20 protein-coding genes are annotated in these 26,911 nt (G+C 49.0%); 14 read left to right on the top strand and 6 right to left on the bottom strand.

What is annotated here, in order from left to right; all coding sequences use genetic code 11:
* Positions 1-60 precede the first annotated feature (60 nt).
* Together S7335_RS14845 and S7335_RS14850 are read left to right on the top strand one after the other, a co-directional pair.
* Positions 61-1,209, top strand: a complete 1,149-nt coding sequence (locus tag S7335_RS14845; protein WP_006453553.1) for a glutamate-cysteine ligase family protein — start codon at positions 61-63, stop codon at positions 1,207-1,209.
* 9 nt (positions 1,210-1,218) lie between these two features.
* Positions 1,219-1,824, top strand: coding sequence for a DUF6714 family protein (locus S7335_RS14850; protein WP_006454592.1), 606 nt, complete (start codon positions 1,219-1,221; stop codon positions 1,822-1,824).
* Positions 1,825-1,843: 19 nt separating this feature from the next.
* Here the strand turns inward: S7335_RS14850 and pyrC are convergent, their stop codons facing one another.
* The 3 genes from pyrC to S7335_RS14865 form a co-directional block, all read right to left on the bottom strand.
* Positions 1,844-2,872, bottom strand: coding sequence for a dihydroorotase (gene pyrC / locus S7335_RS14855; protein WP_038018537.1), 1,029 nt, complete (start codon positions 2,870-2,872; stop codon positions 1,844-1,846).
* 64 nt (positions 2,873-2,936) lie between these two features.
* Positions 2,937-4,274: a TAXI family TRAP transporter solute-binding subunit gene (locus S7335_RS14860; protein ID WP_006455887.1), complete on the bottom strand. Its 1,338-nt coding sequence runs from the start codon at positions 4,272-4,274 to the stop codon at positions 2,937-2,939.
* A gap of 76 nt (positions 4,275-4,350) precedes the next feature.
* Positions 4,351-5,472 (bottom strand): sucrase ferredoxin, encoded by a 1,122-nt coding sequence (locus S7335_RS14865; protein WP_006454647.1) that lies wholly within the window; start codon positions 5,470-5,472, stop codon positions 4,351-4,353.
* A 314-nt stretch (positions 5,473-5,786) separates the two neighbouring features.
* Here S7335_RS14865 and S7335_RS14870 point away from each other — a divergent pair, with 314 nt between their 5' ends.
* Positions 5,787-8,492 (top strand): glucosidase, encoded by a 2,706-nt coding sequence (locus S7335_RS14870; RefSeq protein ID WP_006455963.1) that lies wholly within the window; start codon positions 5,787-5,789, stop codon positions 8,490-8,492.
* A gap of 142 nt (positions 8,493-8,634) precedes the next feature.
* Here the strand turns inward: S7335_RS14870 and murQ are convergent, their stop codons facing one another.
* Both murQ and S7335_RS14880 read right to left on the bottom strand, forming a co-directional pair.
* Positions 8,635-9,549 (bottom strand): N-acetylmuramic acid 6-phosphate etherase, encoded by a 915-nt coding sequence (murQ, locus tag S7335_RS14875; RefSeq protein WP_006455092.1) that lies wholly within the window; start codon positions 9,547-9,549, stop codon positions 8,635-8,637.
* A 10-nt stretch (positions 9,550-9,559) separates the two neighbouring features.
* A complete protein-coding gene (locus tag S7335_RS14880) occupies positions 9,560-10,144 on the bottom strand; it encodes a DUF3110 domain-containing protein (protein ID WP_227500006.1) in 585 nt (194 codons plus the stop codon).
* Here S7335_RS14880 and glyS point away from each other — a divergent pair.
* From glyS to S7335_RS14920, 8 genes are all read left to right on the top strand, one after another.
* Positions 10,143-12,290, top strand: a complete 2,148-nt coding sequence (gene glyS, locus S7335_RS14885; protein ID WP_006455742.1) for a glycine--tRNA ligase subunit beta — start codon at positions 10,143-10,145, stop codon at positions 12,288-12,290. The genes S7335_RS14880 and glyS overlap by 2 nt on opposite strands.
* Before the next feature lie 102 nt (positions 12,291-12,392).
* Complete coding sequence (murD, locus tag S7335_RS14890) at positions 12,393-13,766, top strand: UDP-N-acetylmuramoyl-L-alanine--D-glutamate ligase (protein ID WP_006456530.1); 1,374 nt, start codon at positions 12,393-12,395, stop codon at positions 13,764-13,766.
* Between the two features lie 512 nt (positions 13,767-14,278).
* Entirely contained in the window at positions 14,279-14,782 is a 504-nt protein-coding gene (locus S7335_RS14895) for a DUF2231 domain-containing protein (protein WP_006455118.1), read from the top strand.
* Between the two features lie 26 nt (positions 14,783-14,808).
* Positions 14,809-15,456 carry a DUF2231 domain-containing protein gene (locus tag S7335_RS14900; RefSeq protein WP_006456043.1) on the top strand — a complete coding sequence of 216 codons (648 nt, stop codon included), beginning with the start codon at positions 14,809-14,811 and terminating at the stop codon, positions 15,454-15,456.
* A 199-nt stretch (positions 15,457-15,655) separates the two neighbouring features.
* Complete coding sequence (locus S7335_RS14905) at positions 15,656-16,654, top strand: cytochrome c oxidase subunit II (RefSeq protein ID WP_006455647.1); 999 nt, start codon at positions 15,656-15,658, stop codon at positions 16,652-16,654.
* The gene (gene ctaD / locus S7335_RS14910) at positions 16,647-18,377 is read left to right on the top strand and encodes a cytochrome c oxidase subunit I (RefSeq protein ID WP_006454366.1); all 1,731 of its coding nucleotides are present in this window, start codon (positions 16,647-16,649) and stop codon (positions 18,375-18,377) included. Before S7335_RS14905 ends, ctaD begins: the two co-directional genes overlap by 8 nt.
* On the top strand, positions 18,374-18,985 hold the full coding sequence (locus S7335_RS14915; RefSeq protein WP_038016307.1) for a heme-copper oxidase subunit III: 612 nt from the start codon (positions 18,374-18,376) through the stop codon (positions 18,983-18,985). The genes ctaD and S7335_RS14915 overlap by 4 nt, the downstream gene beginning before the upstream one ends.
* 3 nt (positions 18,986-18,988) lie before the next feature.
* The gene (locus S7335_RS14920; RefSeq protein ID WP_006454683.1) at positions 18,989-20,527 is read left to right on the top strand and encodes a GMC oxidoreductase; all 1,539 of its coding nucleotides are present in this window, start codon (positions 18,989-18,991) and stop codon (positions 20,525-20,527) included.
* A gap of 78 nt (positions 20,528-20,605) precedes the next feature.
* Here S7335_RS14920 and S7335_RS14925 read toward each other — a convergent pair whose 3' ends face one another.
* Positions 20,606-22,663: a response regulator gene (locus tag S7335_RS14925; RefSeq protein ID WP_006455504.1), complete on the bottom strand. Its 2,058-nt coding sequence runs from the start codon at positions 22,661-22,663 to the stop codon at positions 20,606-20,608.
* 273 nt (positions 22,664-22,936) lie between these two features.
* On the opposite strand from S7335_RS14925, the gene S7335_RS14930 reads away from it, so the two are divergent.
* The 3 genes from S7335_RS14930 to S7335_RS14940 all read left to right on the top strand — a co-directional run bounded on the left by S7335_RS14930 (position 22,937) and on the right by S7335_RS14940 (position 26,817).
* On the top strand, positions 22,937-23,284 hold the full coding sequence (locus tag S7335_RS14930) for a hypothetical protein (protein WP_038016308.1): 348 nt from the start codon (positions 22,937-22,939) through the stop codon (positions 23,282-23,284).
* 250 nt (positions 23,285-23,534) lie between these two features.
* A complete protein-coding gene (locus tag S7335_RS14935; protein WP_006457337.1) occupies positions 23,535-24,902 on the top strand; it encodes an acetamidase/formamidase family protein in 1,368 nt (455 codons plus the stop codon).
* A 202-nt stretch (positions 24,903-25,104) separates the two neighbouring features.
* Entirely contained in the window at positions 25,105-26,817 is a 1,713-nt protein-coding gene (locus S7335_RS14940) for a SulP family inorganic anion transporter (protein WP_006455661.1), read from the top strand.
* Positions 26,818-26,911: the final 94 nt, after the last annotated feature.

Raw genomic sequence — 26,911 nt, forward strand, 5'->3', positions numbered from 1 at the left:
AAAGCCCGTTTCTGTTTAGTGTTAACACGGTAAAATTAGACCCTATCACCATCAGGCGCCATGGGTTTCAATATCAAACAATTCAAGTTCGGTATAGAACACGAGGTTGCGTTTGTTCGCTCTGACGGAGAGTTCGCCGACTTCTCAAATACAACATTTACCGAGTTTGATCAGATTGTTTCTAGACTGCCTCAGTACGATCAAGATTATCCTCAGCTCCGGGTAGGCGATGCAGGCATCAAGCTCAAGCGCTGGTACATAGAAGGGTTTGAACGTTTTGATGAAAGGGGTGAAGTGATAGACTGTCCGCCAAAAGGAATTGAGATTCGTACGACAGTACATGACAGCATCGACGAAACGCTTGCGGAGCTGATAGAAAGCTTTGAGCGACTGCGAATCGAAGCCAAGAAATCCGGGTTTTCGCCTGCGCTAATCAGTTTTCATCCCCATCGATCCCAATTCATCCCGATTCCCCCGCTAAATAATTACGAGCAGCAGCGTCGTCAGAAATCGCCAGAGATGCAAACTGCACATATTCCTATGCTGACTCAGGGGCCTGATTTGAACCTATCTGCAGAGGGACTATCGCCGACGCAGCTAATTGATATCGGTCGCAAGCTGACATATTACAGCCCGTTTATCATCCCTTTTAGCTACAGCTCTCCCTTTTATCAGGGTAGGGAGTGGTCAGGGCTCTCAGCTCGCACGTTTTATCGGACCGGGGCGCGACCGGCGGCCATGGTATTTGTCGAACAGGCAACAGATTTAATCGACTCGACGCCATCGCTGACTCAGATTGCTAGAATTCCAGCAGAGGTAGGCCGGATCGAGTTCAAAGCCTTCGATAGCTGTGGTGATTTTGAGCTATACGGCAGCTTGCTCGCTTTGCTAAAAGGATTAGTGCTAGACCAGAGCTTGCAGGGAAGAGCCACTATACCAGAGGCCAAGCAGCACCAGCATTCGGCTCGATTTGGATTCGCTGACGAGACTATCTATAACCAGGCGCAGGCAATACTAGCGGCAGTTAGCCAGGTAGAATTAGAGGCCGAGGAGCACGATCGCCTTACCAAACTACAAGAAAGGCTCACCCAGCGACGTAGCCCTGCCAATGGGATGATTGAGGCATATCGTCAGGGTGAATCGATTGTCAATATCCTGCAGCGAGGCTACCCCCAACTAGACCAGCAAAAGCTGGCGATCGCGACGTGATGGTCAATCATGGCAGAAGCATTCTATGAGCAGCGAAAACAGGCCCTAATTCAGGAAATTACGCTCGCGTTTGAGGGCGTTTCCCGTGAGGAAGGCGTAACGCTGCATGAGGCTACGGTATTAGATGACTATGGCGGACCTGAAGAGAGAGCTAAAGCCAGAGCCAAAGATACAGAACAGTCTTGGCAAGCTGTTCCGGAAAGAGACATTCGCTTCACTGATGCTGTTCTTAGCTTTCTAGATGACAAAGGATTTCGATATTACATTCCGGCCTACATGATTTGGTATTTACGACACATCGATGATCAAGCGCCAATATATCGTTCCACTACGTTCGACTCGGTTGTTTTTCATCTTACTTACTTTGGAAAGGGTGGAATTCCTGAAAGATTTAAACTATTGACAGAGGCCCAAGGCAGAGCGATCGCCCACTTTCTGTTGTTCGAGTCTGCTCGCTATGAAGCGCTTGAAAAGCAGTTGATGCAAGCATCTTTGATTAAAAGAGGACTCTCTTCAGAAGATATTGAACTCGTCTTACAGGCACAAGATTTTCAAGATAATCAGATCAGCTCTGCGCTAGATCGATACTGGCAACAGTTCCTGCCATCTGCTTAGACTAGTTAACGATCACGGATTATGCCATCTGCCAGGTCAAATGGGTGCCTGCGCCTAAAGGCACTAGCTCAGAGTCAGCAAAAGTCACCTGCTCAGGAATTCGCCAGCTCGTTTTGGTCAGAGTAATCTGTTCAGTATTATGCGCCAGCTGATAAAAATCTGGTCCGTAGAAGCTGGCGAAGGATTCGAGCTTATCTAAAGCATCAGCTCGCTCAAAAACTTCTGCATAAAGCTCCATAGCATGTAGCGCTGAAAAGCAACCCGCACAGCCACAGTCAGTTTCTTTGCGATCACGGCTATGAGGCGCACTATCCGTCCCCAAGAAAAACTTAGGATTGCCCGAGGTCGCCGCCTGCACCAGCGCCTGACGATGCCGCTCTCGTTTTAGAATCGGCAGGCAATAAAAATGAGGACGAATCCCACCCTTAAGCAGTTGATTGCGGTTAAACAACAAATGCTGCGGTGTAATTGTTGCCGCAATGTTGTTGCTTTCTAGTACAAACTCTACAGCACCTGCGGTGGTGATGTGTTCCATCACAATCTTCAGGTCGGGGAACCTTCGCCTCAGCGGGATTAGCTGCTGCTCAATAAAAACTTGCTCACGATCAAAGATGTCGACGGCTGTATCTGTTACTTCTCCATGTAACAGCAAGGGCATACCGACCTGCTGCATTGCTTCAAAAACGGCATCGCAATTGCGGATATCGGTGACGCCGAATTCTGAATTGGTGGTGGCACCAGCTGGGTAGTATTTCACCGCTTTGACAAATGCAGATGATTTCGCCGTAACAATATCCTCTGGAGAGGTGTTGTCAGTCAGGTATAGCGTCATCAGTGGCTCAAACTGCTCGCCTGCTGGGATAGCGGCAAGAATGCGATCACGATAGGCCGTCGCATCTGCTAATGAGCGTACGGGTGGCTTCAAATTTGGCATCACGATAGCACGCGCAAACTGACGCGCGGTATATGGCAAAACAGCTTGCAAAGCCGCGCCATCACGCAGATGCAGATGCCAATCATCGGGCCTAGTCAGGATAAGCTTTTGCATTCTCTTATCATAAACCTCCTCAGCCACTTCACTCCATTGCCGAGCGCCATTGCCGAGCAGCGATTCAATCTCTAGACTGCCCTGTGAGTTCAACTTGATGCAAAACTAGCTCTTGATGGTGTAGCGTCGTCATGGCGACTTCCCAGGGGAACGTAAAAGACTGGAAAGATTCTGGCGAGATTTTATCAACATCTAAATCAATGACCACCTGTCGCAAAATTGAAAAGAGCTGCTGCCGGAGCGCCTGGAGCTGGGATAGCGTCTCGGCCTGCTCCAACTGTTCTATTAATGCCAAAATCTCTAAGTTGTAATCATCTGCTCGATTCTTTTGGCGTCCGATTAGCCACTGACGAAATTGCCAAATGCTAGAAACCGTCAAAAAAGATAGAGACAGCAAGAAGCCCATAGCCTCGGCATATCTCACCACAAAAGAAGGCGTGTCTTGTCTGTAGTAGGCACTCGCCCCAGGATGCAGCGGAAAGCCTAGATTTTGACTGCGCTCAGGTGATTGAATACTCGCAGCTCTAGGAGTGAGAGCAATCAGTTCATTACGATGCTCGTACAGTACACTCGTAATTGTTTTAATAATATCAGGATTGACCTTTTCATTAGCGACCAACAGCGCACTTACGGCAATGACGGGCAAGTCAATAGGAGGAATCGGTTGGCTGCCGCTATAGCTGCCCTGAGGGATCACAGTCGATTCTAAGAAGGGCTGAGCGAGCTGTAGAGCCCCTAGCTGCGATATCTCAACTAGTTCAAGCTGGTCGCCTTGAAAGAGTTCAGCCACTGATGGATTGCCCAAGCCAATGATACGGAATAGGACATCGACCTCACCTGCGCGTAAGGCGGCGTGTGCGGCCTTCGCTGGCATAGGCCGAGCCTCAAGATCTTGATCGGATAGGCCGTAGTGAGCGGCCAATGGCCAAAATAGCTGGTAGGAACCGCTGCCCACTGGCATCAGGGCAATCCGCTTTCCCTGAAGGTCTCGTAGGGTCTGGACATTAGCTGTTTTACGCGCAATCAGATGAAACATCTCAGGATAGAGCTGTGCGACAGCTGTGACAGCTGGCTGCACAGGGGTATCGCTTTGTACTAGGGCCAAATCGGCGGTGCGCCTTTGCACGCTGTCCATGTTTTGGGCCGAGCCCACCGAAGCAACGACTTCTATTTGAATGTTAGGCGCGTGTTTTTGGGTGACCTGGGCGATCGCGCGGCCAAAAGCATAGTACTCACCCGTTTCGCCGCCAGTGGCAAAGGTAATATGATGAACTTGATTGCGCGTTCTCAGCCACAGCCCAGCGCACACTACCGTCGCCGCTATACTTACGCCAACTAAGACGCCTCGCAATACTTGCCGTCCATCAGGGGTGCCTAGCACCTTACGCGCTAAAAGTGACATATTCTCGCCTCAACCCATGATTCGATCTGTCTCTATTATGGATACCAGATGCTTCGGGATGTTCTGTACCGGCTAGCTATAGAACGCAGGGTTTTTCTACTGCGGCTATGGAATCTGCCGCTGATTGCGGCTGGCTTATCAGCGCGCACTGGGTCACGGCGTATTTCACAAAAGGCTTCGCAACATCACTACTACACGAAGCCTTCGTACAGACTGTTTTTTGAGGGTCCTGAACCAGCTCGGCTCGATAAGTTTGGCTCTGAGAGATCGAAGCTTGGCTCTGACAATCCGCTATCGTCTCTACCTGAGTCTCTACTGGCTGACTGATACTAGAAACAACAGAGAAATCAACAGAGAGCGTGTGTAAATTTTGCTCAGAAGACTGGCTTCGCTGCTTACACATCCGATCTGCAAGTATCCGATACGTCACCTTGCTATCAAACCACGACCAGCCCTGTTGAAGCATGAGCTGGCGTTCTAGCACCTGAAGTGGTTCAGGCAGTAATCCCCAACCTCGATATACCGAGCGAAGCTGCTCAATCGAACCACGGCGAGTGACAATTGCCTTCAGTGCCGCAAGCGTTAGCCGCCCATAGTATCGACCATCGGGTAAAGAAATCGCCGTAGGAGCTAGTCGATGTCCTCCAATGTGGCTGACTCTCCACACACGGGCGTTTGGTAATTTATCTTCGCTGGCGCTGCGCATAGCCTCTCTAAATAGGGGTTGGCCAAAGCGAGCACAGCAACTATCTCTCATCCCATGGGTACAGATGAGAATATCTTTTTGAATGATGGATTGACCAACAAGACGACCTTGCCAATGCGATTCCAGACAGTCGATCGCCTGCGTTAGATTATCAACTTGAAACTCGTATCCTTGATAGCCGGCGATTACCTCGGTGTTAACAGAGTCGTCAGCCACCAAGCCAGAGAAAACAGCCCTCTCGTATACCAACAGAGTTATTGAAGCCTTTGCATCAAGAGTGCCACGGTTGATCGCTAGAAATCGAACAGACCGTTCGGCTGTCATTGCGTTGACATATTTGCAAAGCGTAGCTGGGATGCTCTTTGACTCAAACGCGTTTGCCGCCCAAGGTAAAGGACATTCAATTAAAACATAGGTTTGGTAGTGTCCGGCTGTACCAATCAGATCTTCTCCAGCGTCTCTATTAGCGATTGCACAGGAAAAAGGTTTCATATCGAAGTTAGCCCCTTACCTTCATCCTATATCCACCACTTCAAAATCCACAGCTTCAAACACGGCTTTCTAAAACGGTATCAATAGGATACTACATATTAGCTCCTTCGCTGCTGGATATAACCGAATAGCAGACCTGATAAAACTAGATGAGTAACAAATAAGATGAGTAACAGATAAGAAATTGTTGCTTTCTCTCACTCTACATTTAGATATCTTTTGAGAGCTTTGGTACAATATTAATTATCTTCGGTTTAGAAAACGAGATGGTCGATCCCACCTAGACAACAGAGAAATTCTGTTGGTATGTTCTTATGACTCCTAAGATTATGACTCCTGAGAAAGAGAGATTGCAAGAGAGCCGTAATCGTACTGCCTACTGGACACGTTGGGGGCCATATGTGAGTGAGCGTCAGTGGGGCACCGTACGCGAAGACTACAGCGCCGACGGCTCCGCCTGGGACTATTTCACTCACGAACAATCGCTAAGCCGTGCCTATCGCTGGGGAGAAGATGGAATTGCTGGCATTTGTGACAATCACCAGCGGCTCTGCTTTGCAATGGCTTTTTGGAATGAGCAAGACCCCATTCTCAAAGAGAAAATGTTTGGCCTAACCAGTACGCAGGGCAACCATGGAGAAGACGTCAAAGAGTATTACTTTTATCTAGATAATACGCCGACTCACTCGTACATGAAGTATCTGTATAAGTATCCTCAGGCGGCGTATCCCTACCAAGAGCTAGTAGAAGAAAATCAACGGCGGGGATACGACGATCCTGAATACGAACTGTTGGATACCGGAATCTTTGAAGGCGATCGCTATTTCGATATCTTTGTTGAATATGCAAAATGTGACGCGGAAGACATTCTGATAAAAGTCACCGCCTACAACCGGGGCGAAGCAGAAAAACCGTTACACCTATTACCTACCCTTTGGTTTCGCAATACTTGGTCGTGGGCAGAAGATGAGCCCAAGCCTCAGCTCAAAGTCTACTCCAACAAAAGCTCACTCGAAGGGGATTACAGTATCGTTGAAGCGAGCCATGCCACACTAGGCCAAAGGTGGCTTTATTGCGAAGCTCAGCCTGAGCGACTGTTCACAGACAACGAAACGAACCTTCAGCACCTATACCAGCAGCCAAATACATCTCCCTATGTGAAAGATGGCATTAATAACTATATTGTTGAAGGCAACAAAGCAGCGGTAAATCCAGATGAAATCGGTACAAAATTCTCTGCTCACTACCGGCTGACGATTCCGTCAAATGAGAGTCGTAGTATCATGCTTAGACTTTCTAACTCGAATACTTTGGCAGATCCTTTTGGAGCAGCAGCCCAGATCATCGCGCAGCGAAAGCAAGAAGCAGACGAATTCTATCAAAGCTTTGCACCACCCAATATATCTGACGATGAACGCAACATACAGCGACAAGCGTTTGCTGGTTTGCTGTGGACAAAACAGTTTTATTACTACGTGATTGAAGACTGGTTGAAAGGCGATCCTACGCAGCTAAAGCCACCTGCCGGGCGAAAAAAGATCAGAAACAGTGAATGGACGCACCTGTTCAACGACGATATTATCTCTATGCCAGATAAGTGGGAATATCCCTGGTATGCTTCTTGGGATCTAGCTTTTCATCTGGTTCCACTCGCAGTCATCGACCCAGAATATGCCAAGTTTCAGCTTTCTCGGCTGACTAGAGAGTGGTATATGCATCCCAATGGACAGATCCCGGCCTACGAATGGGACTTCAACGATGTCACGCCGCCAGTGCAGGCGTGGGGTGCATGGCAGATTTATCAAATAGAGCAAAAATACTGGAATCGTCAAGATAAAGACTTTCTAGAAAGGATCTTTCAAAAGCTACTGTTGAACTTTACCTGGTGGGTAAATCGAGAAGATGCTGAAGGAAAGAACGTTTTCCAAGGGGGTTTCTTGGGAATGGACAATATCGGTGTCTTTGATCGCTCAAAAGGACTACCAGTTGAAGGGTCTTTAGAACAGGCAGATGCAACCTCATGGATGGGCATGTACTGCCTAGGAATGCTGACTATCGCACTCGAACTAGCAGTCGATAGATCGCCCTACGAAGATACTGCTAGCAAATTCTTTGAACATTTTTTGTATATTGCCGATGCGATGAATCAAGTTGGTGGAGTTTCTTTATGGGATGAAGAAGACGGTTTCTTCTATGACGCAATCAGCTTTGCAGACGGCACTCGTCAATTGATGAAAGTGCGATCGCTTGTCGGCCTAATCCCACTGCTTGGGGTTGTCCCTATCACACCTGAGACATTGGAGAAGCTACCTGGCTTTGAAAGAAGATTGCAGTGGTTTATTGATAATCGCTCAGACCTAAAAAAGAACGTTGCCTGTATGGAGACTGCAGGTGTGGGTGCGAAAAGGTTATTGGCACTTTGCTATGCAACTTCTCATACAGATGGTGGAAAAAACAAACTACGACGCCTCTTAGAGTACATGCTCGATGAAGATGAATTTCTAGGACCTTATGGCATTCGCTCTGTGTCCAAGTTTCATCAAGAGCAACCATTCACTCTTCATGCAAACGACGAAGAGCACTGCGTACGCTATCAACCAGCCGAGTCTAACTCTGGATTATTTGGTGGAAATTCCAACTGGCGAGGACCGATTTGGTTTCCTATCAACTATCTTCTACTAGAAGCGCTAAATAACTTCTATGACTACCTAGGAGATGACTTTAGAATCGAGTTTCCAACAGGCTCTAAAGAAGAAAAAAATCTAAAGGAAGTTTCGATCTTATTAGGCAAGCGCATGGTTAAAACCTTCTTGAAGAACGAAGCAAACCAGCGTCCTGTCTATGGAGGAATAGAAAAATTTCAAAGCGATCCACACTGGCGCGACTATATCTTGTTCTACGAGTATTTCAATGGAGATGATGGTGCAGGTTTAGGCGCTTCTCACCAAACAGGATGGACGGGTCTAGTAGCGTACATGATTCAGCTTGCCGCAGAAATGGGTATGAACGACTATTCCTAGCATGCGTTGAAGTAAAGAGAATGCCACAGTGTAAGAGAACATTATGATGCATTAGGAAATCTGGCTCTACGTCCAGCCAGCGCCAGTCAGTCCATCTGATCTGCTTTCCAATCTGCTTTAAGCCAGTTAGATTGGCCAATCTTTAGTTGCCAGCCTGCTCCAAGGCTGTTCGCAAATCACCATCTGCTGCTGCTAGCACTGCCGTTGCCTTCTCCTTCTCCACACTTGCTAAGTGCATCACCAGTGCCACTTTCACCTGAAGATCGCTTCGGTCTAACAGATTGCTTGCCTGATCGCGATCCAGCTCAGTCAAATCACAGAGTATGCGAATAGCGCGATCGCGCAACTTACTATTGGTCACCGCCACATCTACCATGCGATTACCGTAGACTTTCCCCAGTTTTACCATTACCCCAGTCGATAGGATATTGAGCGCTAGCTTAGTGACTGTTCCCGCTTTCAGCCTGGTTGAACCAGCGAGCACCTCCGGCCCTACAATCAGGCGAATATCTACATCTGCCTCTATCGACACTTGCTCTGCTGGAACGCAAGCCATAAAAATTGTACTTGCTCCGCACTGCCTAGCCGCTTTCAGCGCTCCTTGTACGTAGGGGGTGGTTCCGCCTGCTGTAATTCCAACCACCACATCGCGCTTAGTTACCCGGTGATCAATCAAAGCTTTCGCGCCCGACTCCTCCTCGTCCTCTAGCGCTTCAGAGCTACGCAGTAGTGCCGCTGCGCCGCCTGCAATGATACCTTGTACCAGCTCAGGCGGCGTGCAAAAGGTAGGGGGACATTCTGCCGCATCGAGGACCCCTAGTCTGCCACTAGTGCCTGCACCCACATAGAAAAGTCTGCCCCCTTCTCTCATAGATGCGGCTGCAAGGTTAATCGCCTGGGCAAGATGAGTCCTAGCATGAGCGATCGCATCTACAGTCTTTTGGTCTTCTCTGTTGAATACGTCCACCATTTCGAGCGTGGAGAGCTGATCCAAATTGCTGCTATCGGGATTGTTTTGCTCTGTCAGCAAATGCCCACGGTCTTTCGTATCACTCATCGCAGTTCACCTATAGCAGTTTTTCTAGCTGAGCTCGAATTCGGTCCATTTCATTCGATGAAGTATCTTGAAAGCTCCCCTTTGCGGTTTCTTCTAGCTTGGCACGGGCAATCTTATCGGGATCCGCGTCTGGATTCCAGGTTGTTTCTTCGACCATTTTTTCGGGGGGCATTAGCAGCGTGCCATCTTCTACAAGCACCGCCTCATAGCCTGCGCTTTCACAGAACTCTTCAATCTCCTCTGACTCAAAGGCCTCAACCGAGGCCGACGGAAAGTCTTGTGCTTCTAGCATGACCGCGAAGCGAGTGGCGTCATCTTCTACTTCAAACATCAGTACTAGCTGGCGTCCTTCCATTTCTAAGGAATGGATTCCTTCATTTTCGGTACGCGCATTAAACAGAACGACATAGACAGACATAGCGCTGATAGTTAAAAAGATTGAGACGTTTTCACATTGGTCAGTGTAACGATTAACTAGCCTCATCGTCTTAGTTGCAGTGGAATGAGCATAGCGTAGAGCACCCGCAAACGTTAGCCATAACCTGCCAACCTTCTGCAATAATAAAAACGCTTTCCACCTTGCCCGCACGCTCATGGCAACTTTTCTATTAGAAGTCGGTACCGAAGAACTCCCGGCCAGTTTTGTCAGCGAGGCGATCGCCCAATGGAAAAGTAAAATTCCAACTGATTTAAGCCAGCAGTTTATCGAGAGCGGGCAGATTGAATTCTACGCTACCCCCCGCCGTCTGGCCGTATTAATCCACGAATTGCCCGAGCGCCAGCCTACCCGCGAAGAAGAAGCCAAAGGTCCACCCGCTAAAGCTGCCTATAAAGGCGGTAAGCCAACCAAAGCCGCAACGGGATTTGCCGCTTCTAAAGGGGTAAGTGTTGACCAGCTAGAAGTGCGCAATACGGATAAAGGCGAGTTTGTATTTGTGCGGCAAACGATCCCTGGTCGCCAGACAGCTGAACTCCTCCAAGCCATGGTGCCAGAGTGGGTGCTAGGGCTAGAGGGCAGTCGGTTTATGCGATGGGGAGACGGCGACCTACGCTTCCCGCGTCCGATTCGTTCGCTCGTAACGCTATTAGATACCCAGCTGATACCCGTGAGCTTAGAAAATGGATCTGAGGTATGTCAGAGCGATCGCACCACCACTGGCCACCGTGTCCTCCACCCAGAAAAAGTCAGCCTAGACAACGCCCAAGACTATGTCAGTGCGCTCAAAAGTGCTTATGTCACGGTTGATCCCCTCGAACGAAAGACCATTATTCTCGATCAAGTAGCCGAAGTTGCTAGCAGTGTCGATGGTCATGCAGTGATTAACGAAGACCTATTAGCCGAAGTGGTCGATTTAGTCGAATGGCCAACTGCCATCATTGGTAAATTTGACGAGGAATTCCTAGCGCTGCCCTCCAAAGTCACGATCACTGAGATGGAGAGTCATCAGCGCTATTTTCCTGTCCGGCCTTCCACCGATACTGATCAACTGTTGCCTTATTTCATTACGGTGTCTAATGGCGATCCGGCCAAATCTGCTCTGATTACTCAAGGTAACGAGCGGGTGATTCGCGCCCGTCTGGCTGATGGTAAATTTTTCTTCGACGCTGACCAAAAGCAGCCCTTTGCTGACTACCTACCCCAGCTTGAAACCGTCACGTTTGAAGCTCAGCTAGGGTCCGTTCGTGAAAAAGTCAGCCGTATTGAAAAAGTCACTAGCTTGCTGAGCGACCAGCTTGGCCTCAGCCCAAAGCAAAAGCAGCAGGCTATTCGCGCCGCCCAGCTTTGCAAGGCTGATTTAGTGACTCAGATGGTGGGCGAATTTCCCGAATTACAGGGCTACATCGGTCAAAAGTACGCGGCTAATAGCGGTGAGCCCGCAGCCGTCGCTGATGCCATCTACGAACACTATCTACCTAGGGGCGCAGGAGATAGTCTGCCCCAAACGTTGATTGGTCAAGTCGTCGGTATTGCCGATCGTCTCGATACGCTCGTGAGCATTTTTAGTATTGGAAAATTGCCAAAAGGCTCTAGCGATCCCTTTGCGCTGCGGCGAGCAGCGAATGCTGTAATTACCATTGTTTGGGATGCAGACCTGCCACTGAAGCTATATCCCGTTTTGACTCAGGTTGTAGAAGACTTTGCCGCGTCTCGAGAAGGCGTAGATCCAGACGCGCTCATGGCCCTGTTGATAGATTTCTTTGACCAGCGAATACGAACGCTGCTACAAGACAATCTAGAGATTGATTACGATCTGGTGAATGCGATCTTTGGTCAAGATAAACACTATCAGCTGCGATCGCTGACCGATTTGCTAGATGTACGCGATCGCGCTACCTTCCTTCAATCCATTCGCAACGACGCGCGTTTAGCCGTCCTCTACGAAACTGTCAACCGCGCTGCCAAACTAGCCGTCAAAGGCGAGTTGGATACCGACATCCTCGACCCAGAAGGAATAGTAGATCCCACCCTTTTCGAGCAGCCTTCTGAGCAGGCCTTCTATGACAGTTTACAAACCCTTTTACCACAGACTCAGGCAGCTCAAGCCGAGCGTGATTACAGCAAACTCATCACTGGACTAGAGCAGGCAGCGCCTACGGTAGCAAATTTCTTCGATGGCGACACCAGCGTCATGGTGATGGCTGAAGAGACGGCGGTTCGTCAGAATCGACTTAACCTGCTAGGTCTTTTGCGTAACCATGCCAGGGTGCTAGCGGACTTTGGAGAAATTGTCAAAAGCTAACCAAATTTTTAGTGGTTGCTTAAAGACCAATTAACTCCAGCTATGAGTTTTCTGCACTGATCGAACCAAGCGATCTATTCATCGTTCATTCTACGTCCCTTCATGAAAACCGCTCACGTTATTGGTCTTGGCCGTTCTGGAATTGCCGCCGCTCGGGTTCTTGCTCGTCAAGGCTATGTGGTAACGCTAAGTGATCGCGGCGCAGCTCAACGGCATCAATCCGATGCTCGGCGGCTAAAAGATGAGGGCATCACCGTCAAACTCAACTACGCTTTTGATCCTCAAGTTGCTAAAGACAGCGGGCTCGATCTCTTAGTCGTCAGCCCTGGCGTACCCTGGGATGCACCCGCTTTAGTGACGGCTCGCAAGCTAGGGATTGAAACCCTTGGTGAAATGGAGCTTGCCTGGAGAGCCTTGCGCGACCGGCCTTGGGTCGGCATTACTGGCACAAATGGCAAAACCACAACGACGGCCCTAGTAGCCGCTATTTTCAAGGCCGCCGGGTTAAATGCGCCCGCCTGCGGCAATATTGGCTATGCGGCCTGCGAGCTAGCGTTAACAGAGTCCCCCGACTGGGTGATTGCTGAACTTAGCAGCTATCAGATTGAGGCATCAGCTTCCCTGGCACCGACGATTGGCATTTGGACAACTTTCACACCCGATCACCTCAGTCGTCATAAGACCGTTGAGAATTACTACAGCATCAAGGCGTCACTCCTAGCGCGATCGCAATCGGTGATTATCAACGGTGACGATCTAACGCTACAGCGCAAAGCTCAAGAACATTCCTCCTCTCGGCATCACTGGACCTGCATCGAGGGTAAAGATGCGCTAGCGCCGATTGTAGTTGACACCTATATAGAAGATGGCTGGGTGATCCATAAAGGCGAGCAGATCGTAGAGACCAAAGCGCTACGGATGGTTGGTACCCACAACCAGCAGAATTTACTATTAGCCGTAGCCGCAGCCAGACTAGCGGGGATCGATCGAAGGGCGATCGCCTTAGGCGTTGCCAGCTTTCCGGGTGTCTCCCATCGTCTAGAGCACATCTGCACCTGGCGAGGGATAGATTTCATCAACGACAGCAAAGCCACCAACTACGACGCGGCCGAAGTTGGTCTCAGATCTGTTGCAGAGCCGATCATATTAATCGCCGGCGGCGCTCAAAAAGACGGTGACGATACCATATGGATTGATCGCATCAAAGAAAAAGCAGTGGCCGTTCTGCTAGTAGGTGACGCGGCTGGGCCCTTTGCCAAAAGACTTGAAGAGGCTGACTATCACAACTACGAGATTGTTCAAACGATTGATCGCGCCGTCGCTCGCAGTACTGAACTGAGTACCGAATTAAACAAACAGCCTATTAAAACCGTTCTCCTCTCTCCTGCCTGTGCCAGCTTTGATCAATATCTCAACTTTGAAGTTCGCGGTGATGACTTTCGCCAGATCTGTACCAAGTACCTCGGAGAACTTTGATCAAAGCGATATAGATAAAATATAGAGTTCAAATATAGATTAAAGCGATACAAAGCCATAGGGTATAAACCATAGAGCTTTAAGCCAAGCTCGAAAAGCATAGCGTTTGACTTTGTTCGCTCCGCAGTTGACTAGAGAAATTTCAATAGAACAGCTAGGGAAAATAGTAAGCTATCGAGCTAATCGAAAAAGGTATAAAATTCCACAACTTATCTTGATTTGAGCGTTAGAATTCTATTGCACTAATTGTTTAACGCGATACTCCTAGATAGGTCTACCTTTGATAGATCTACTCTATACATAGAGATACATAGAGGTCGCTACATAGAGGTTGCTTGGTTAGGTCGAGAAATAGTCAATCATCAGGCTGTTTATATTTATTTGGACTAAGGTTCGTAAGTGAAATAGGGCTTCCGTCCAGATCGCCTATCGCCTGTCTTCACCTAGTTGCATAAACGAGTTAGTTTACGCAAACTAGTACCTATGCTCCGCTGTTTTTTAGAAGAAAGGTTGTGTTCGAAAATTTACTTCCTCCGCTAAATAACCATAACTTGCCCTACCCCGATACGATTCATCCGATTGTGGTGCATTTTGTGATCGCAATGGTGCTATTTGCCGTCGTCTGCGATGGAATCGGCTATTTCACCAAGAATCCTCGGCTGCATGAAGCAGGTTGGTGGAATATGGTCTTTGCCACTATCTCTATATTCATTGCCATCGTGTTTGGGCAAGTAGAAGCAGGGTTATCTATGCCTTATGCCGCAGCCGCTGGGGATCTGAATTTGCATACGCTACTCGGCTGGTCACTCTCCGGCATTTTGGCGGCCATCACGGGTTGGCGTTACATCATTCGGTTAAACTCACCTGGAAAACTGCCGGCAGCCTACATCGGCATGAACGCAGTGCTAACAGTGATTGTGCTCTACCAGGTTTACTTGGGTGACAAGCTGGTATGGGTCTATGGTCTGCATACCGAGGCAGTCGTAGAAGCAGCGCGAGCAGGGCTAGTAAAGTAATGTTTGATCTTGGATTACGCTTCCCGATGCCACTTCTATTAGAAGGGAATGGTCTGCCCTATGGGATTCCGATTCATCCTAATCTGGTGCATTTGACGTTGGGTCTATTTATTGTGGCGATCGCCTTCGATATTGTCGCAGCGCTCTACCCCCTAGAAAAACCCATCTTCAAGTTTCTAGCGATTCCTGTTACTAGCGCCGGACTCTACGACGTAGGCTGGTTCAATATGGTTGCAGCGGCAATCATCACTTTCTTTACAGTTGCCGCTGGCTTTTACGAAATTCTCCTAGCTGAACCACCAGAGGATGTGCTCAGTCCCTGGGGACTAAACGCCACCGACACGATGGTATGGCACGGCTTAGGCGGTGTGTTGCTATTGGCACTAATTGTCGGTATGACCGTTTGGCGTGGGTTCCAGCGCTATCTATGGCGAGAAGATAGAGCCAGGCAGGTGGAATGGAGCTATTTAGTCTCTGGGCTGCTGATCTTTGGACTCATGTTTGCACAGGGCACTTTGGGTGCGCATTTAGGGAGCGACTTTGGTGTTCATATCACTGCCGATCGGCTGATTCGCGCCGGACTAGATCCCAACAGCATAGATAAAAACCTCGCCGATGAGGCGTTGACCAAGCCACCCAAGATTGGAACCAGAGAGCTTGGCCCCAAAGACTGATGCGCCCTAAGGGGAGCTCGCGAATTGGAGCTAGATAGGTACAGCCTAAACAATCCGGTCAAAACAAGCCAAAACAACTTGAACCGAAGATTAAAACTTCAAAAATGAATAATCAAAAGATTAGAGCCAGAAACCCTTTAAACCGATTAGCCTAATAAAAATTAGCTGACAAGCAGAAGCAAACAAGTCTAGAGGTTACGTGAATACTAACGACGGAACTAGCCAAACCCCTGAACCTAGAACGAGAAACTTAGGGAGAGTCCTAAATCGCCGTCGGATCCTAGGGCTCGCTAGCTTAGCGGCAGGTAACTTTGCCATTAGCGTCTGGATGGGTCAAGAGGCTTACAAATGGCTGCCGCCACAGGCTTCCTCAGAAGCGGTGCTAGTTGATAAGCTATTTAGCTTTATGACGGCAGTTGGCACTTTCATTTTTATTGGCGTTGTCGGTACGCTGCTCTATTCAATGATTTTTCAGCGAGCGGCCAAATACGACAACAGTGACGGTCCGCCAATCGAGGGCAACGTCAAGCTAGAGGTGATTTGGACTGCGGTTCCGATCATGCTGATTATTTGGATTGGCACGGTCAGCTACAAGACTTATGACCAAATGAGCATCCTGGGCACTATTGCCCCAAAGGTAATGGCAACCGTAGATACCGTGCCCGGAGAACCAAGAAAGCCCGTGCCCGGAGATATCTCGCCCACTGATAATCCTGCGCCGATTGAAGTTCATTCTCGCCAATGGTCTTGGGAGTTTTACTATCCCGATCAAAATGTCAGTAGCACCGAGCTACACTTACCGCTTAACCAAAGGGCTAGGTTTAAGCTCACCTCAGATGATGTACTACATGGCTTCTACGTTCCTGCCTTTCGAGTAAAGCAAGATATCGTTCCTGGTAAAGAAATTGACTTTGCCCTGACGCCGATTCGAGCAGGTCGCTATCGACTGCGCGACTCCGAATATAGCGGTACTTATTTTGCCTCGAACCAAACTAATGTGGTGGTGGAATCAGAAGAAGAGTATCAGCAGTGGCTAGGTGCGATCGCTCAGAATCCGCCGCAAGCCGCTGAGAATATTGCCTACGAAGAATTTTCACAGGCCGAACAAGGCACCATCAGCCTCGGTTGGGCCACCGTCAAACCCGCGCCCGCGCCCATCGTCAACCACACCAGTTCAGAGAAGGATCCCTATGAGTAACGTATCACTGGAGGCTAGGCCATCAGAGCAACAAACCCCCACCCCCGAACCAGGCGCCCCGAACAACTGGCGTAGATTCTTTAGCTTCAGCACCGATCACAAAGTCATCGGTATTCAGTACATTGTTACCGCCTTCATTTTCTTTCTGTTTGGCGGTCTGCTAGCAATGATCATGCGCGGCGAGCTAATCACTCCCCCAGCTGACTTGGTCGATCGCACCGTCTACAACGGACTCTTCACCATGCACGGCACGATCATGCTGTTCATGTGGACCTTCCCGATGCTGAACGGGCTGGCCAACTATCTTGTGCCGCTGATGATTGGTGCTAGAGATATGGCCTTTCCCCGGTTGAATGCCGCTGCTTTTTGGCTAGTGCCCGTTTTTGGCGTGATCTTGACCGCCAGCTTCTTCATTCCTGGTGGCCCTTCTCAGTCTGGCTGGTGGGCCTATCCGCCTGTCAGCCTGCAGAATCCTACTGGCAATTTGATCAACGGTCAGGCGCTATGGCTATTGGCCGTCGCTCTCTCAGGCGTCTCTTCGATTATGGGGGCAGTCAATATCGTCACCACCATCATTAGAATGCGCGCACCGGGTATGGGATGGTTTCAGATGCCAGCTTTTTGCTGGACGGTCTTCTCCGCTCAGATGATTCAGTTAATTGGACTGCCCGCGCTCACCGCAGGTGCAGTCATGCTGCTGCTCGATCTGACCGTAGGCACTAGCTTCTTCGATCCAACCAAGGGCGGCGACCCGGTTCTATACCAGCACTTTTTCTGGTTCTACTCTCACCCGGCCGTCTATGTAATCATTTTGCCCATCTTTGGCGTATTTTCAGAAGTCTTTCCAGTCTATGCCCGTAAGCCACTCTTTGGGTATCGAGTCGTCGCTATCTCTTCTGTGCTGATTACCATACTGAGTCTGATCGTCTGGGTTCACCACATGTTTGCTAGCGGTACGCCTGGTTGGATGCGGATGTTATTCATGTTTACAACCATGGCAATCTCTGTGCCTACGGGGATCAAGGTATTTGCCTGGGTAGCAACGGTGTGGGGCGGCAAGCTGCGACTCACTAGCGCCATGCTTTTCGCCCTAGGTGGTCTGACGACGTTCTTATTTGCGGGCATCACTGGCATCATGCTCTCTTCAGCGCCGTTTGATATTCATGTCAACAACACCTACTTTGTCGTCGGGCACTTTCACTACGTCATCAACGGCGCGGTGGTGATGGGCTTCTATGCAGCAATCTATCACTGGTTCCCTAAGATGACCGGACGGATGTATTACGAGGGTTTAGGCAAGCTACATTTTGCGCTCACCTTCATTGGCATCAACTTGATCTTTCTTCCCATGCATCCGCTCGGCCTGATGGGAATGCCAAGACGCGTAGCTTCTTACGATCCTGAGTTTGCCTCTTTGAATGTAATTGCGAGCCTAGGTGGATTTCTGCTGGGGGTTTCGACGTTGCCCTTTATTCTCAATATGCTCAGTTCCTGGACCCAAGGCGATAAGGCCGGAGACAATCCCTGGCGGGCAATTGGGCTAGAGTGGCTAGTCTCTTCGCCGCCACCACATGAGAACTTTGAAGAGATTCCCATAATTGTCTCTCCACCATACGGTTATGGCAGCGATGAACCGCTAGTGTCGAATAATCCTGGAGGCACCTCTGGCGAAGAATCTAAAAGAACGCCCATTGCGAATCTAGCAGGGGAAACCAACTCATGAGTACAACTAGCATGGATTCAACCTTGAATACAAAGTCAGCCGCTCTAGAGAGCCATGAAGAAGAACACGAAGACCATCGTTTATTTGGTTTTGTTGTTTTCTTACTGTCAGAAAGCGTTATCTTCTTCAGCTTTTTCGTTGGCTACATCGTCTTTAAAACCAATGCCGGTGACTGGCTACCTACGGGGTTTGAAGGACTAGAGGTTCGTGAGCCGCTAATCAATACAGCTGTGCTAGTTTCTAGTAGCTTTGTCATCTACTTTGCTGAGCGCTTTCTACACAAAGACAACCTCTGGGGCTTTCGCATCTTCTGGCTGCTGACGATGGCGATGGGTAGCTTTTTCCTCTATGGCCAAGCTGTAGAGTGGATGGGTCTGCCGTTTGGCTTTACCTCGGGTGTATTCGGTGGCATGTTCTACCTACTCACTGGCTTTCACGGACTACATGTTTTTACAGGCGTATTGCTTCAAGGCATCATGCTGGGCCGCTCTTTTATCCCTAACAATTACGAAGAAGGAGAGTTTGGCGTAGAAGCGACATCGTGGTTCTGGCACTTTGTCGATGTGATTTGGATTTTGTTGTTTATTTTGATTTACGTCTGGCAGTAGCGAATGATTATCGACGATCAACATTACGACATCATTATCGTAGGGACTGGCGCAGGAGGTGGGACGCTAGCTCAAAAGCTAGCACCGACCGGTAAGCAGATTTTGATTCTAGAGCGGGGCGATCGCATGGCCCTAGAAGAACAAAACCGAGCTGACGTAGACGTCTTTCAAAAAGGCCGATATCGCTCACCAGAACAATGGTACGACCACGAAGGCGAACCCTTTTCACCCCAAATGAACTACGCAGTCGGTGGCAATACCAAAATCTACAATGCCACCCTGATGCGGATGCGCGAACAAGACTTTGAAGCTGTCCCCTACCAGGACGGTATTGCCCCCGAATGGCCGATCAAATACGTAGACTGGGAGCCTTACTACACAGAGGCCGAACATCTATACCATGTCCATGGCGACCAGCAAGCCGACCCCACCGAACCTAAACATAGCAAGGCCTATCCTTATCCAGCCGTAGAACATCCATCGATCATTTCACCTAGCGTTGAGCTACTCAAAGGAGAAGGGCTTTCACCTACCTCACTACCTATCAGCCTCACCGGTCAAAAAGATGACCCCACCGGAGACTCAGAAGTCTTTGGTATTGATTTAGCCATCAAACATGACAACGTCACTCTAAAAACGTCTGCTAGAGTCGTCAGTTTACATACCAACCCTACTGGAACTGAAGTCAAAGCCGTAGAAGTAGAAATTGGTGACCACTCAATCTTGTTTAGGGCGGATATTGTTGTTCTTGCCTGTGGCGCAGTTAACTCTGCCGCGATTATGCTTGACTCTGCGAACGACAAGCATCCTCATGGACTAGCCAATAGTTCCGATCAGTTAGGTCGAAACCTAATGAAGCACTTGATGACCGTCATCGTAGAACGAGACTCAGTTAAAAACGATGGCACATTCATGCCCAGCGTCAGCGTCAACGATTTTTATTGGAGTGACCTGCGCGACTTTGACTATCCATTGGGCCATATTGAGAATAGCGGCGGCCTGCTTCAAGATCTTATCTTTGCAGAATCTCCTCCATTGCTTTCAGTCCTAGCCAGATTCCTACCCGATGCCGGCCTCAATCGCCTAGCCAAGCGTTCAATCGGCTGGTGGGCCCAAACGAGCGTACTACCAGACCCTAACAATCGTGTTTACTGGCAAACTCTTTCTCGCTATGGTCGACCTAAGAAAAAGCTCCGCTACGAATTCACACCAAACAACCTAGAAGCACACGACCGTCTCGTCTATCGCTGGATGGGCGTACTCAAAGACCTTGAAAACACTGGTCAGGGTCTACGACAAAGCACCGTCTATCCACGCGGTGAAACACCAGTCCAAGTCACAGGTTATCAGTGTGGTACCGCTCGTATGGGCACAGATCCAGCTACTTCTGTACTAGATCTCAACTGTCGCACTCACGAAATTGATAATCTTTATGTTGTCGACAGTAGCTTCTTCCCCTCATGCGCCAGCGTCAGCCCAGCCTTAACAGTGATGGCAAATGCCCTGCGAGTCGGAGAACATCTCACGGAACGCATGAAGTAGCTAGAACCGACCTGTACAGGTCCAAAGTAAAAGTAATAGAGCCAAGTTCAGGATGAAGGTGGTAGAGCAAGGTCTACTCTATTTCAAGTTGGCATAAGCTGTTTGGTACATATCATGTAAGCTTGTGTTCTGCTCTGGAAAAGTCGCAGTACCAACCGCATACAGGGGCTGAAACCGATTGTTTGAATCTGGTAGCGTAGTCTTTGTATCGGCGACTTCAGAGGCCGTAAACACCTGTTGGCGAAAGGTCTTTAGCAGTGGTGCTAGCTTATTTTCTACTTCAGGACCCGTAATCTCAGGTAGGCCGACAACAAACTCTCCGTTCCCCCAATAGCTGGCGATCGCCCCCGACAAGTGAGCAGCGATTGCATTGCCCCAAGCTTTTAGCACATGATGTCCGGCGCTATGCCCATAGGCTAGATTGATTTGCGCTAGATTCACCACCCGCAGCAACACAAAGGTAAACACTCGCCCTTGTCTGATCAAGCTTTGAAAGTCCTGCTGAGACTGAACCTGATTGACTAATCCAGTTTGCGCATCGCGACTAGATAGCCTCTTTAGCAATCGGGCACGCTCTAATCGATTGTTGATACGAGTAATCAGCTCTGGGCCGACAATCGGCTTGACAACATAATCATCCGCTCCAGCAGCGAAAACTTCAGCCGCCGCATTCTCTCTAGCTGTGAGAAAAAGAATAGGTAGGCTTTGCCAATGGCCACCATCACGAGGATCATTTCGCACCGCATGGCAAAGCTCAATGCCATCAGGACCAGGCATTTCAATATCGAGAATTAATAGGTCCGGATCTACCTTAGTCAAAGTTTGCCAGAACTTGGTAGAGTCGGCCAAGGTAGTAATAGAAAAACCCCAGGGTTCAAGTAGAGGAGATAAGGTGCCCAGGAGAATAGGATCGTCGTCTACTGCAAGCAGAGTGGGCCTAGAGGAAGATGATGGGAAAGGTGAGTGCGTGCTCTGTAGAGATTGTTCTGTACTAGCCAGGATATCAGTTAGTTGAGTAACTAAAGAAGAGAGCGTTTGAGGTGTGAGCCGAGAATCTGTAGTGATAGTTGCGAGACCGCTTGATAGACCTTCTGGATGTGAAAGGAGATCTTCCAAAGATCTAGCAATTTGCGTACCTCGCTCAGAACCAAACATCCCAAGTACGCCAGCAAGTTTATGGGCTGCTTGAGCCGCAGACTGTTGGAGGATATCAGTAAGGGTGTTTTGCCTAAGCGCAGCTTCTGCTTGCTGTAGCAGGCTCAGGCGATCGCGTAGAGTATCATGATGCTGCTGCCATAGTGCTGCCATTGCCTGCTGAAATTGTTGTTCTACAGCTGATTCAGTTGGCTCAGATGCACGTTCAGTTGTTTGGGTCTTAGCTACTTCAGCCTTGACTTTATCAGCCTTGTCTTCAGATATAGCAGGAGAATCGAGATTTTTCTGAGCGGCGATCGCCTCATAGTCAATCTTAGGGCTCAGCTTATAGCCCATACCATACACATTCTCGATCCAGCCATCAGCACCTGCTTGCTTTAGCCGTCGTCGTAGGCCTTTGACGTGGGCTTTCACACTGTCTTCTAACGGCGGATCATCAAACGTCCAAAGATGTTCAATAATGTGGCTCCGGCTAAAGACGCGACTTGGATTACGCAAAAATAGCTCCAATAAGCTGTACTCCTTTGGCGTCAGCTTTAGCGGCGCATCGGCATAGGTAACTTCGCAACTCACGGGATCAAGGTGTAGTTGGCCCATCTCCAGTATCGAAGTAGGAGAGACCTCACCTCGGCGCAGTAAAGCACGTAAACGAGCATGCAGCTCATTGATGTCTAAGGGTTTGGTCAAATAGTCATCAGCACCAGCGTCCAGACCGCGAATCTTTTCGTCGGCAGCGTCTTTAGCGGTCATGAGTAAGATCGGCGTAGTGTAGTTGCGATCGCGCAGTTCCCGGCACAGACTAATCCCGTCTAGCCGAGGTAGCCCTACATCCACTAACAGCAAATCGTAGCTAGCACTTTCAGCGTACTCCAGCCCAAAGCGACCATCGTCCGCTGTATCTACAGTGTAGCGCTGCTGTTGAAGCGATTCTACTAAAGCACTGGTCAAAACTTCGTCGTCTTCAATCAAGAGAATACGCATGGTTTTTCCCAGTTGGCTCCCTACCTATCTAACTCTTTTACTTAGCTAGCTCGTCTACTTGAACCATTCACTCAGCTAACTTATCCATAGTCTTTCAGCTTATAGCATTTAAGCTTTTCACGACAAACATTTTGAATAGTCTCAAACCGCTTTTGTTCTCGATTACTTCTCTTTTCTACTCTCGGTTTCCTCCCGATTGATTTCTATATTCAAAACAAGAAAGCGAGAGAACCTTCGCTCAAATCTAAAAATCACATATTCGAGGTAAATTCCATGCAACGTCTTGTACTTTCCGGATTCGCTGTTCTATTGTCTACTTTCGCAGTTTCTTCAATGGCTGAGGCCGCCGAAGGCGTCAGCAAGGAGCCCAATCTGCATCAGCTACGTATCGGGGCTCTAGCTAATCGCAACAAAGGCTATCAGTCGGGTAAAGACACTAGCGTTCAAACTCGACGCCTTGAAGGAATGGATCGTCGCAACAAAGGTTACGACCTTAAAGAAGGCTATAGCGTTCAGGCCCAACGCCTTGAAGGAATGGATCGTCGCAACAAGGCCAGCTTGTCATCAGTATCCTTGATTGACCAGCGTCAACTTGTGCTGGACCGCTCCAGCAGCAAGTAAGTGACCTTACGCCTCTCTTCCTCAAATCTCACTACTTCTACTACATCGATTCCTAAATCTAAGCCCAACAAGTTTTTGTTGGGCCTTTTTGGTAGAGCTTATTTCCAATAGTTTTCGATAGATCGATTTTAGCGAAACGACTAGATTACGTTTCTTGTCATATAAAGTTAGTGTATAAAATAATACAAATACCCGTCAACGCTCCTCCTACGATGGCCCCAGCTATTTTGTGATGAGTGAGGAGTAGGCAATGAACTGGAATTTATCGCGGCGTTGGGTATATGGACTGCTAGGTCTAGGAATAGCGTTTGCCTTTAGTCTTAGTAGTTTGTTCTCTGACTACAGCCTCTTGGGTGAGGGGAAAGTATTTGCAGCAACGCCTCAAAAACATCTTCTGCCCGCTAACGCAGACACAGTTCACTGGGGCTACTTTAGTCAATCGTTATCACCCAAGCTCACTGTAGATTCCGGCGACATTATCAGCGTAGAAACTTTGACACATCATGCCAATGATGACGCTGCTCGTATGGTAGAAGGTGATGCAGGCGCGCAAAGTGTGTTCGCTTGGAGTTCAGAGGCTAAGGGCGTCGATCGACGGGGAGCAGGCCCGATGGACGCTGAGGTAGGAGCAGGTGCGGGCTATGGTGTGCACATCCTGACTGGCCCCATCTACGTCAATGAAGCTGAACCAGGAGATGTCTTAGAGGTACAAATTCTAGACGTAGCCCTTCGGCCTAGCGCTAATCCCGAGCACGAAGGAAAAACTTTTGGTAGTAATGCAGCAGCTTGGTGGGGATATCACTATCAAGATCTAATCGAAGATCCTAAACCGCGTGAGGTCATTACTATCTACGAAATGGACACGACCAGCGAGGAAGACTGGGCAAACGCACTATATAGCTATCGCTGGACCCCACAGATCGATCCTGACGGCGTTGTTCATGAAACAATCGACTACCCAGGGGTGCCGGTAGATCACAGCACCATTGACCCTAACTTCGATGTGCTAGAAGGTGTGAGGATTCCGGTTCGCACCCACTTTGGCACGATCGGCCTAGCACCTAGAACTGCTGACCTGGTTAATTCTATTCCTCCTAGCTATTTTGGTGGCAACATCGACAACTGGCGAATTGGCAAGGGTGCCACCATGTATTACCCGGTGGCGGTCGAAGGTGGATTGCTGTCATTAGGCGATCCCCACGCAGCGCAAGGTGACTCAGAGCTAGCAGGAACAGCGATAGAGACTTCTTTGACTGGCACGATTAGAGTTGTTGTTCATAAGCAAGCGGATTTAGGCGGAACAATTCTTGATGAACTCGACTATCCTCTCCTAGAAACCGACAGTGAGTATGTAGTACATGGCTTTAGCTATGCTGACTATCTCACCGAACTAGGAGAAAATGCTCAGTCTGCTATCTTTGAGAACTCTTCTGTAGACGGTGCAATGCGCGATGCCTTTCGCAAGATGCGTCACTTTTTGATGACAACACAGGGTTTGTCTGAGGACGAGGCAATTTCGCTCATGTCAGTAGCAGTAGACTTTGGCGTTACGCAAGTAGTGGATGGTAACTGGGGAGTACACGGCGTGATTAATAAGCGGGTGCTGCCTACCTCATAGATACAGACATTAGCAGGTGTTAAAAAACAATAGAAAGATCGGTGTTAAGCTCAGTTAAAGTGTAGTTTGTAGCACAGAACCAATTGAACTCAGTTTTGTCTGATAGAAAGTGAAAGCATCGCTTCTATAGCCTCACACGAAACTGAGTTTTGAATTACCGTTTCTGTAGGCTGATAGCGGACGATTAGTTGAGGTATCTTTTGTGCAACTAGCTCGTCGTTTACAGATCGACAACCTCTTTAACAATGTACGAGGAGACCTGTTCGGAGGGCTAACCGCTGCAATTGTAGCGCTCCCGCTGGCGTTGGCTTTTGGCGTAGCCTCGGGAGCAGGCGCTACCGCAGGGCTTTATGGGGCTGTGTTCACCGGTTTTTTTGCGGCGCTATTCGGCGGCACCCCTTCTCAGGTAACTGGCCCAACAGGGCCGATGACTGTAGTGATGGCAACTGTCTTCACTAAGCTAATTGCGGCAAACCCTGAGAATGGTTTCGCTATGGCCTTCACTGCGGTGATACTAAGTGGTCTCTTCCAAATCTTGTTCGGGGTATTACGGCTAGGACAGTTCATTACCCTAATGCCCTACACTGTCATCTCTGGCTTCATGTCTGGGATTGGAGCGATCATCATCGCGCTACAGATCGCACCCCTGATTGGATATCCAGCGCAGAGTGGCGTGGTTACTGCGCTGCAGCAACTCCCTCAGGCCTTAGCTAATCCCAATCCCGTCGCTACTGGTCTAGGGCTATTAACCCTTGTCATCGTATTCGGCTGGCGCGGCAAACTAGGGCGCATCGTGCCCTCACCACTGGTCGCACTGATTGTCTGCACTAGCTTAGCGGTGCTCATGTTTCCTACCAGCGATATTCCTCGTATTGGAGATATTCCACAGGGATTTCCCACTTTGCAGTGGCCACGGCTAAGCTTCAACCAGCTTGAGGATATCGTTGGCTATGGACTAATGCTGGCAATTCTAGGCGCAATTGACTCCCTATTGACTTCTCTAGTCGCCGACAATATTACCCACACTCGCCACGACTCTGAACAAGAGCTCATCGGTCAGGGTATTGGCAATTTGATGTCTGGACTCTTTGGAGGATTACCAGGCGCAGGGGCAACAATGCGGACGGTAATCAACGTGCAAGCTGGGGGGCGATCGCCGCTATCTGGAATGTTCCATGCCTTAGTCCTGCTGTGCATTGTGCTGTGGGCCGGTGGCATAACTTCTCAAATTCCGCATGCAGTTTTAGCTGGAATCTTAATCAAAGTAGGGATCAAGATTATCGACTGGGGATTTTTGTGGCGAGTAGCTCAAGTTTCTATGCGAGCTGCCTTGGTCACCTACGGCGTACTGTTCCTGACAGTCTTTGTAGACTTGATTACAGCGGTGGTAGCCGGTGCCTTTGTCGCCAATATGCTAACGATTCATCGGCTTAGTCATATTCAATCTAAACAGGTCCGAGCAATTACCCATCCTGATGAAGATCCCCAGGTAATGCTGACCCCGGACGAACGACAGATGCTTGAACGAGCGAGCGATCGCATTCTTTTGATCCAGATGAGTGGCCCTATGAGCTTTGGCGCCGCCAGAACCATCGCTCACTACATGAGTAAAAACTACGATGTTTTGATTCTAGATTTTAGCCAGGTGCCATTGCTAGGCGTGACAGCTTCTTTCAATATCGACTCTGAAATCAGAGCAGCTCAGAGTCGACATCGAGGGAAAATCTTTATCGTAGGTGCAAAAGGTCAAGTCATTGAGCGACTGCGGCGATTTAGACTACAAGCTGTTCTACCGGAGCAGAACTTTACGCCAACCTGTCATCAGGCCCTTCAAAGCGCCTTGAGACTGCTTAATATGGAGAGGCCAGAGCCGATCAAGCTAGTCCCGTCATCGCTTTCTCTAGACAGGTATTAGTGGCAGGGATGAACTTACGCTAGGAACACGTCTCTATACCTTTGTGAACAGTCCTGCTTTGTGAGCAATCCTAATTTCAAGTTCGATGGGGAAA

This window comes from Synechococcus sp. PCC 7335 (assembly GCF_000155595.1).
In the GTDB taxonomy this organism is placed as follows: Bacteria; Cyanobacteriota; Cyanobacteriia; order Phormidesmidales; family Phormidesmidaceae; genus Phormidesmis.

What these genes read in the sequence shown, in the direction of transcription:
- S7335_RS14845 (WP_006453553.1), top strand. Translation starts at nt 61, where the DNA reads ATGGGTTTCAATATCAAACAATTCAAGTTCGGTATAGAACACGAGGTT.
- S7335_RS14850 (WP_006454592.1), top strand. Translation starts at nt 1,219, where the DNA reads ATGGCAGAAGCATTCTATGAGCAGCGAAAACAGGCCCTAATTCAGGAA.
- pyrC (WP_038018537.1), bottom strand. Translation starts at nt 2,872, where the DNA reads ATGCAAAAGCTTATCCTGACTAGGCCCGATGATTGGCATCTGCATCTG.
- S7335_RS14860 (WP_006455887.1), bottom strand. Translation starts at nt 4,274, where the DNA reads ATGTCACTTTTAGCGCGTAAGGTGCTAGGCACCCCTGATGGACGGCAA.
- S7335_RS14865 (WP_006454647.1), bottom strand. Translation starts at nt 5,472, where the DNA reads ATGAAACCTTTTTCCTGTGCAATCGCTAATAGAGACGCTGGAGAAGAT.
- S7335_RS14870 (WP_006455963.1), top strand. Translation starts at nt 5,787, where the DNA reads ATGACTCCTAAGATTATGACTCCTGAGAAAGAGAGATTGCAAGAGAGC.
- murQ (WP_006455092.1), bottom strand. Translation starts at nt 9,549, where the DNA reads ATGAGTGATACGAAAGACCGTGGGCATTTGCTGACAGAGCAAAACAAT.
- glyS (WP_006455742.1), top strand. Translation starts at nt 10,143, where the DNA reads ATGGCAACTTTTCTATTAGAAGTCGGTACCGAAGAACTCCCGGCCAGT.
- S7335_RS14880 (WP_227500006.1), bottom strand. Translation starts at nt 10,144, where the DNA reads ATGAGCGTGCGGGCAAGGTGGAAAGCGTTTTTATTATTGCAGAAGGTT.
- murD (WP_006456530.1), top strand. Translation starts at nt 12,393, where the DNA reads ATGAAAACCGCTCACGTTATTGGTCTTGGCCGTTCTGGAATTGCCGCC.
- S7335_RS14900 (WP_006456043.1), top strand. Translation starts at nt 14,809, where the DNA reads ATGCCACTTCTATTAGAAGGGAATGGTCTGCCCTATGGGATTCCGATT.
- ctaD (WP_006454366.1), top strand. Translation starts at nt 16,647, where the DNA reads ATGAGTAACGTATCACTGGAGGCTAGGCCATCAGAGCAACAAACCCCC.
- S7335_RS14915 (WP_038016307.1), top strand. Translation starts at nt 18,374, where the DNA reads ATGAGTACAACTAGCATGGATTCAACCTTGAATACAAAGTCAGCCGCT.
- S7335_RS14920 (WP_006454683.1), top strand. Translation starts at nt 18,989, where the DNA reads ATGATTATCGACGATCAACATTACGACATCATTATCGTAGGGACTGGC.
- S7335_RS14925 (WP_006455504.1), bottom strand. Translation starts at nt 22,663, where the DNA reads ATGCGTATTCTCTTGATTGAAGACGACGAAGTTTTGACCAGTGCTTTA.
- S7335_RS14930 (WP_038016308.1), top strand. Translation starts at nt 22,937, where the DNA reads ATGCAACGTCTTGTACTTTCCGGATTCGCTGTTCTATTGTCTACTTTC.
- S7335_RS14935 (WP_006457337.1), top strand. Translation starts at nt 23,535, where the DNA reads ATGAACTGGAATTTATCGCGGCGTTGGGTATATGGACTGCTAGGTCTA.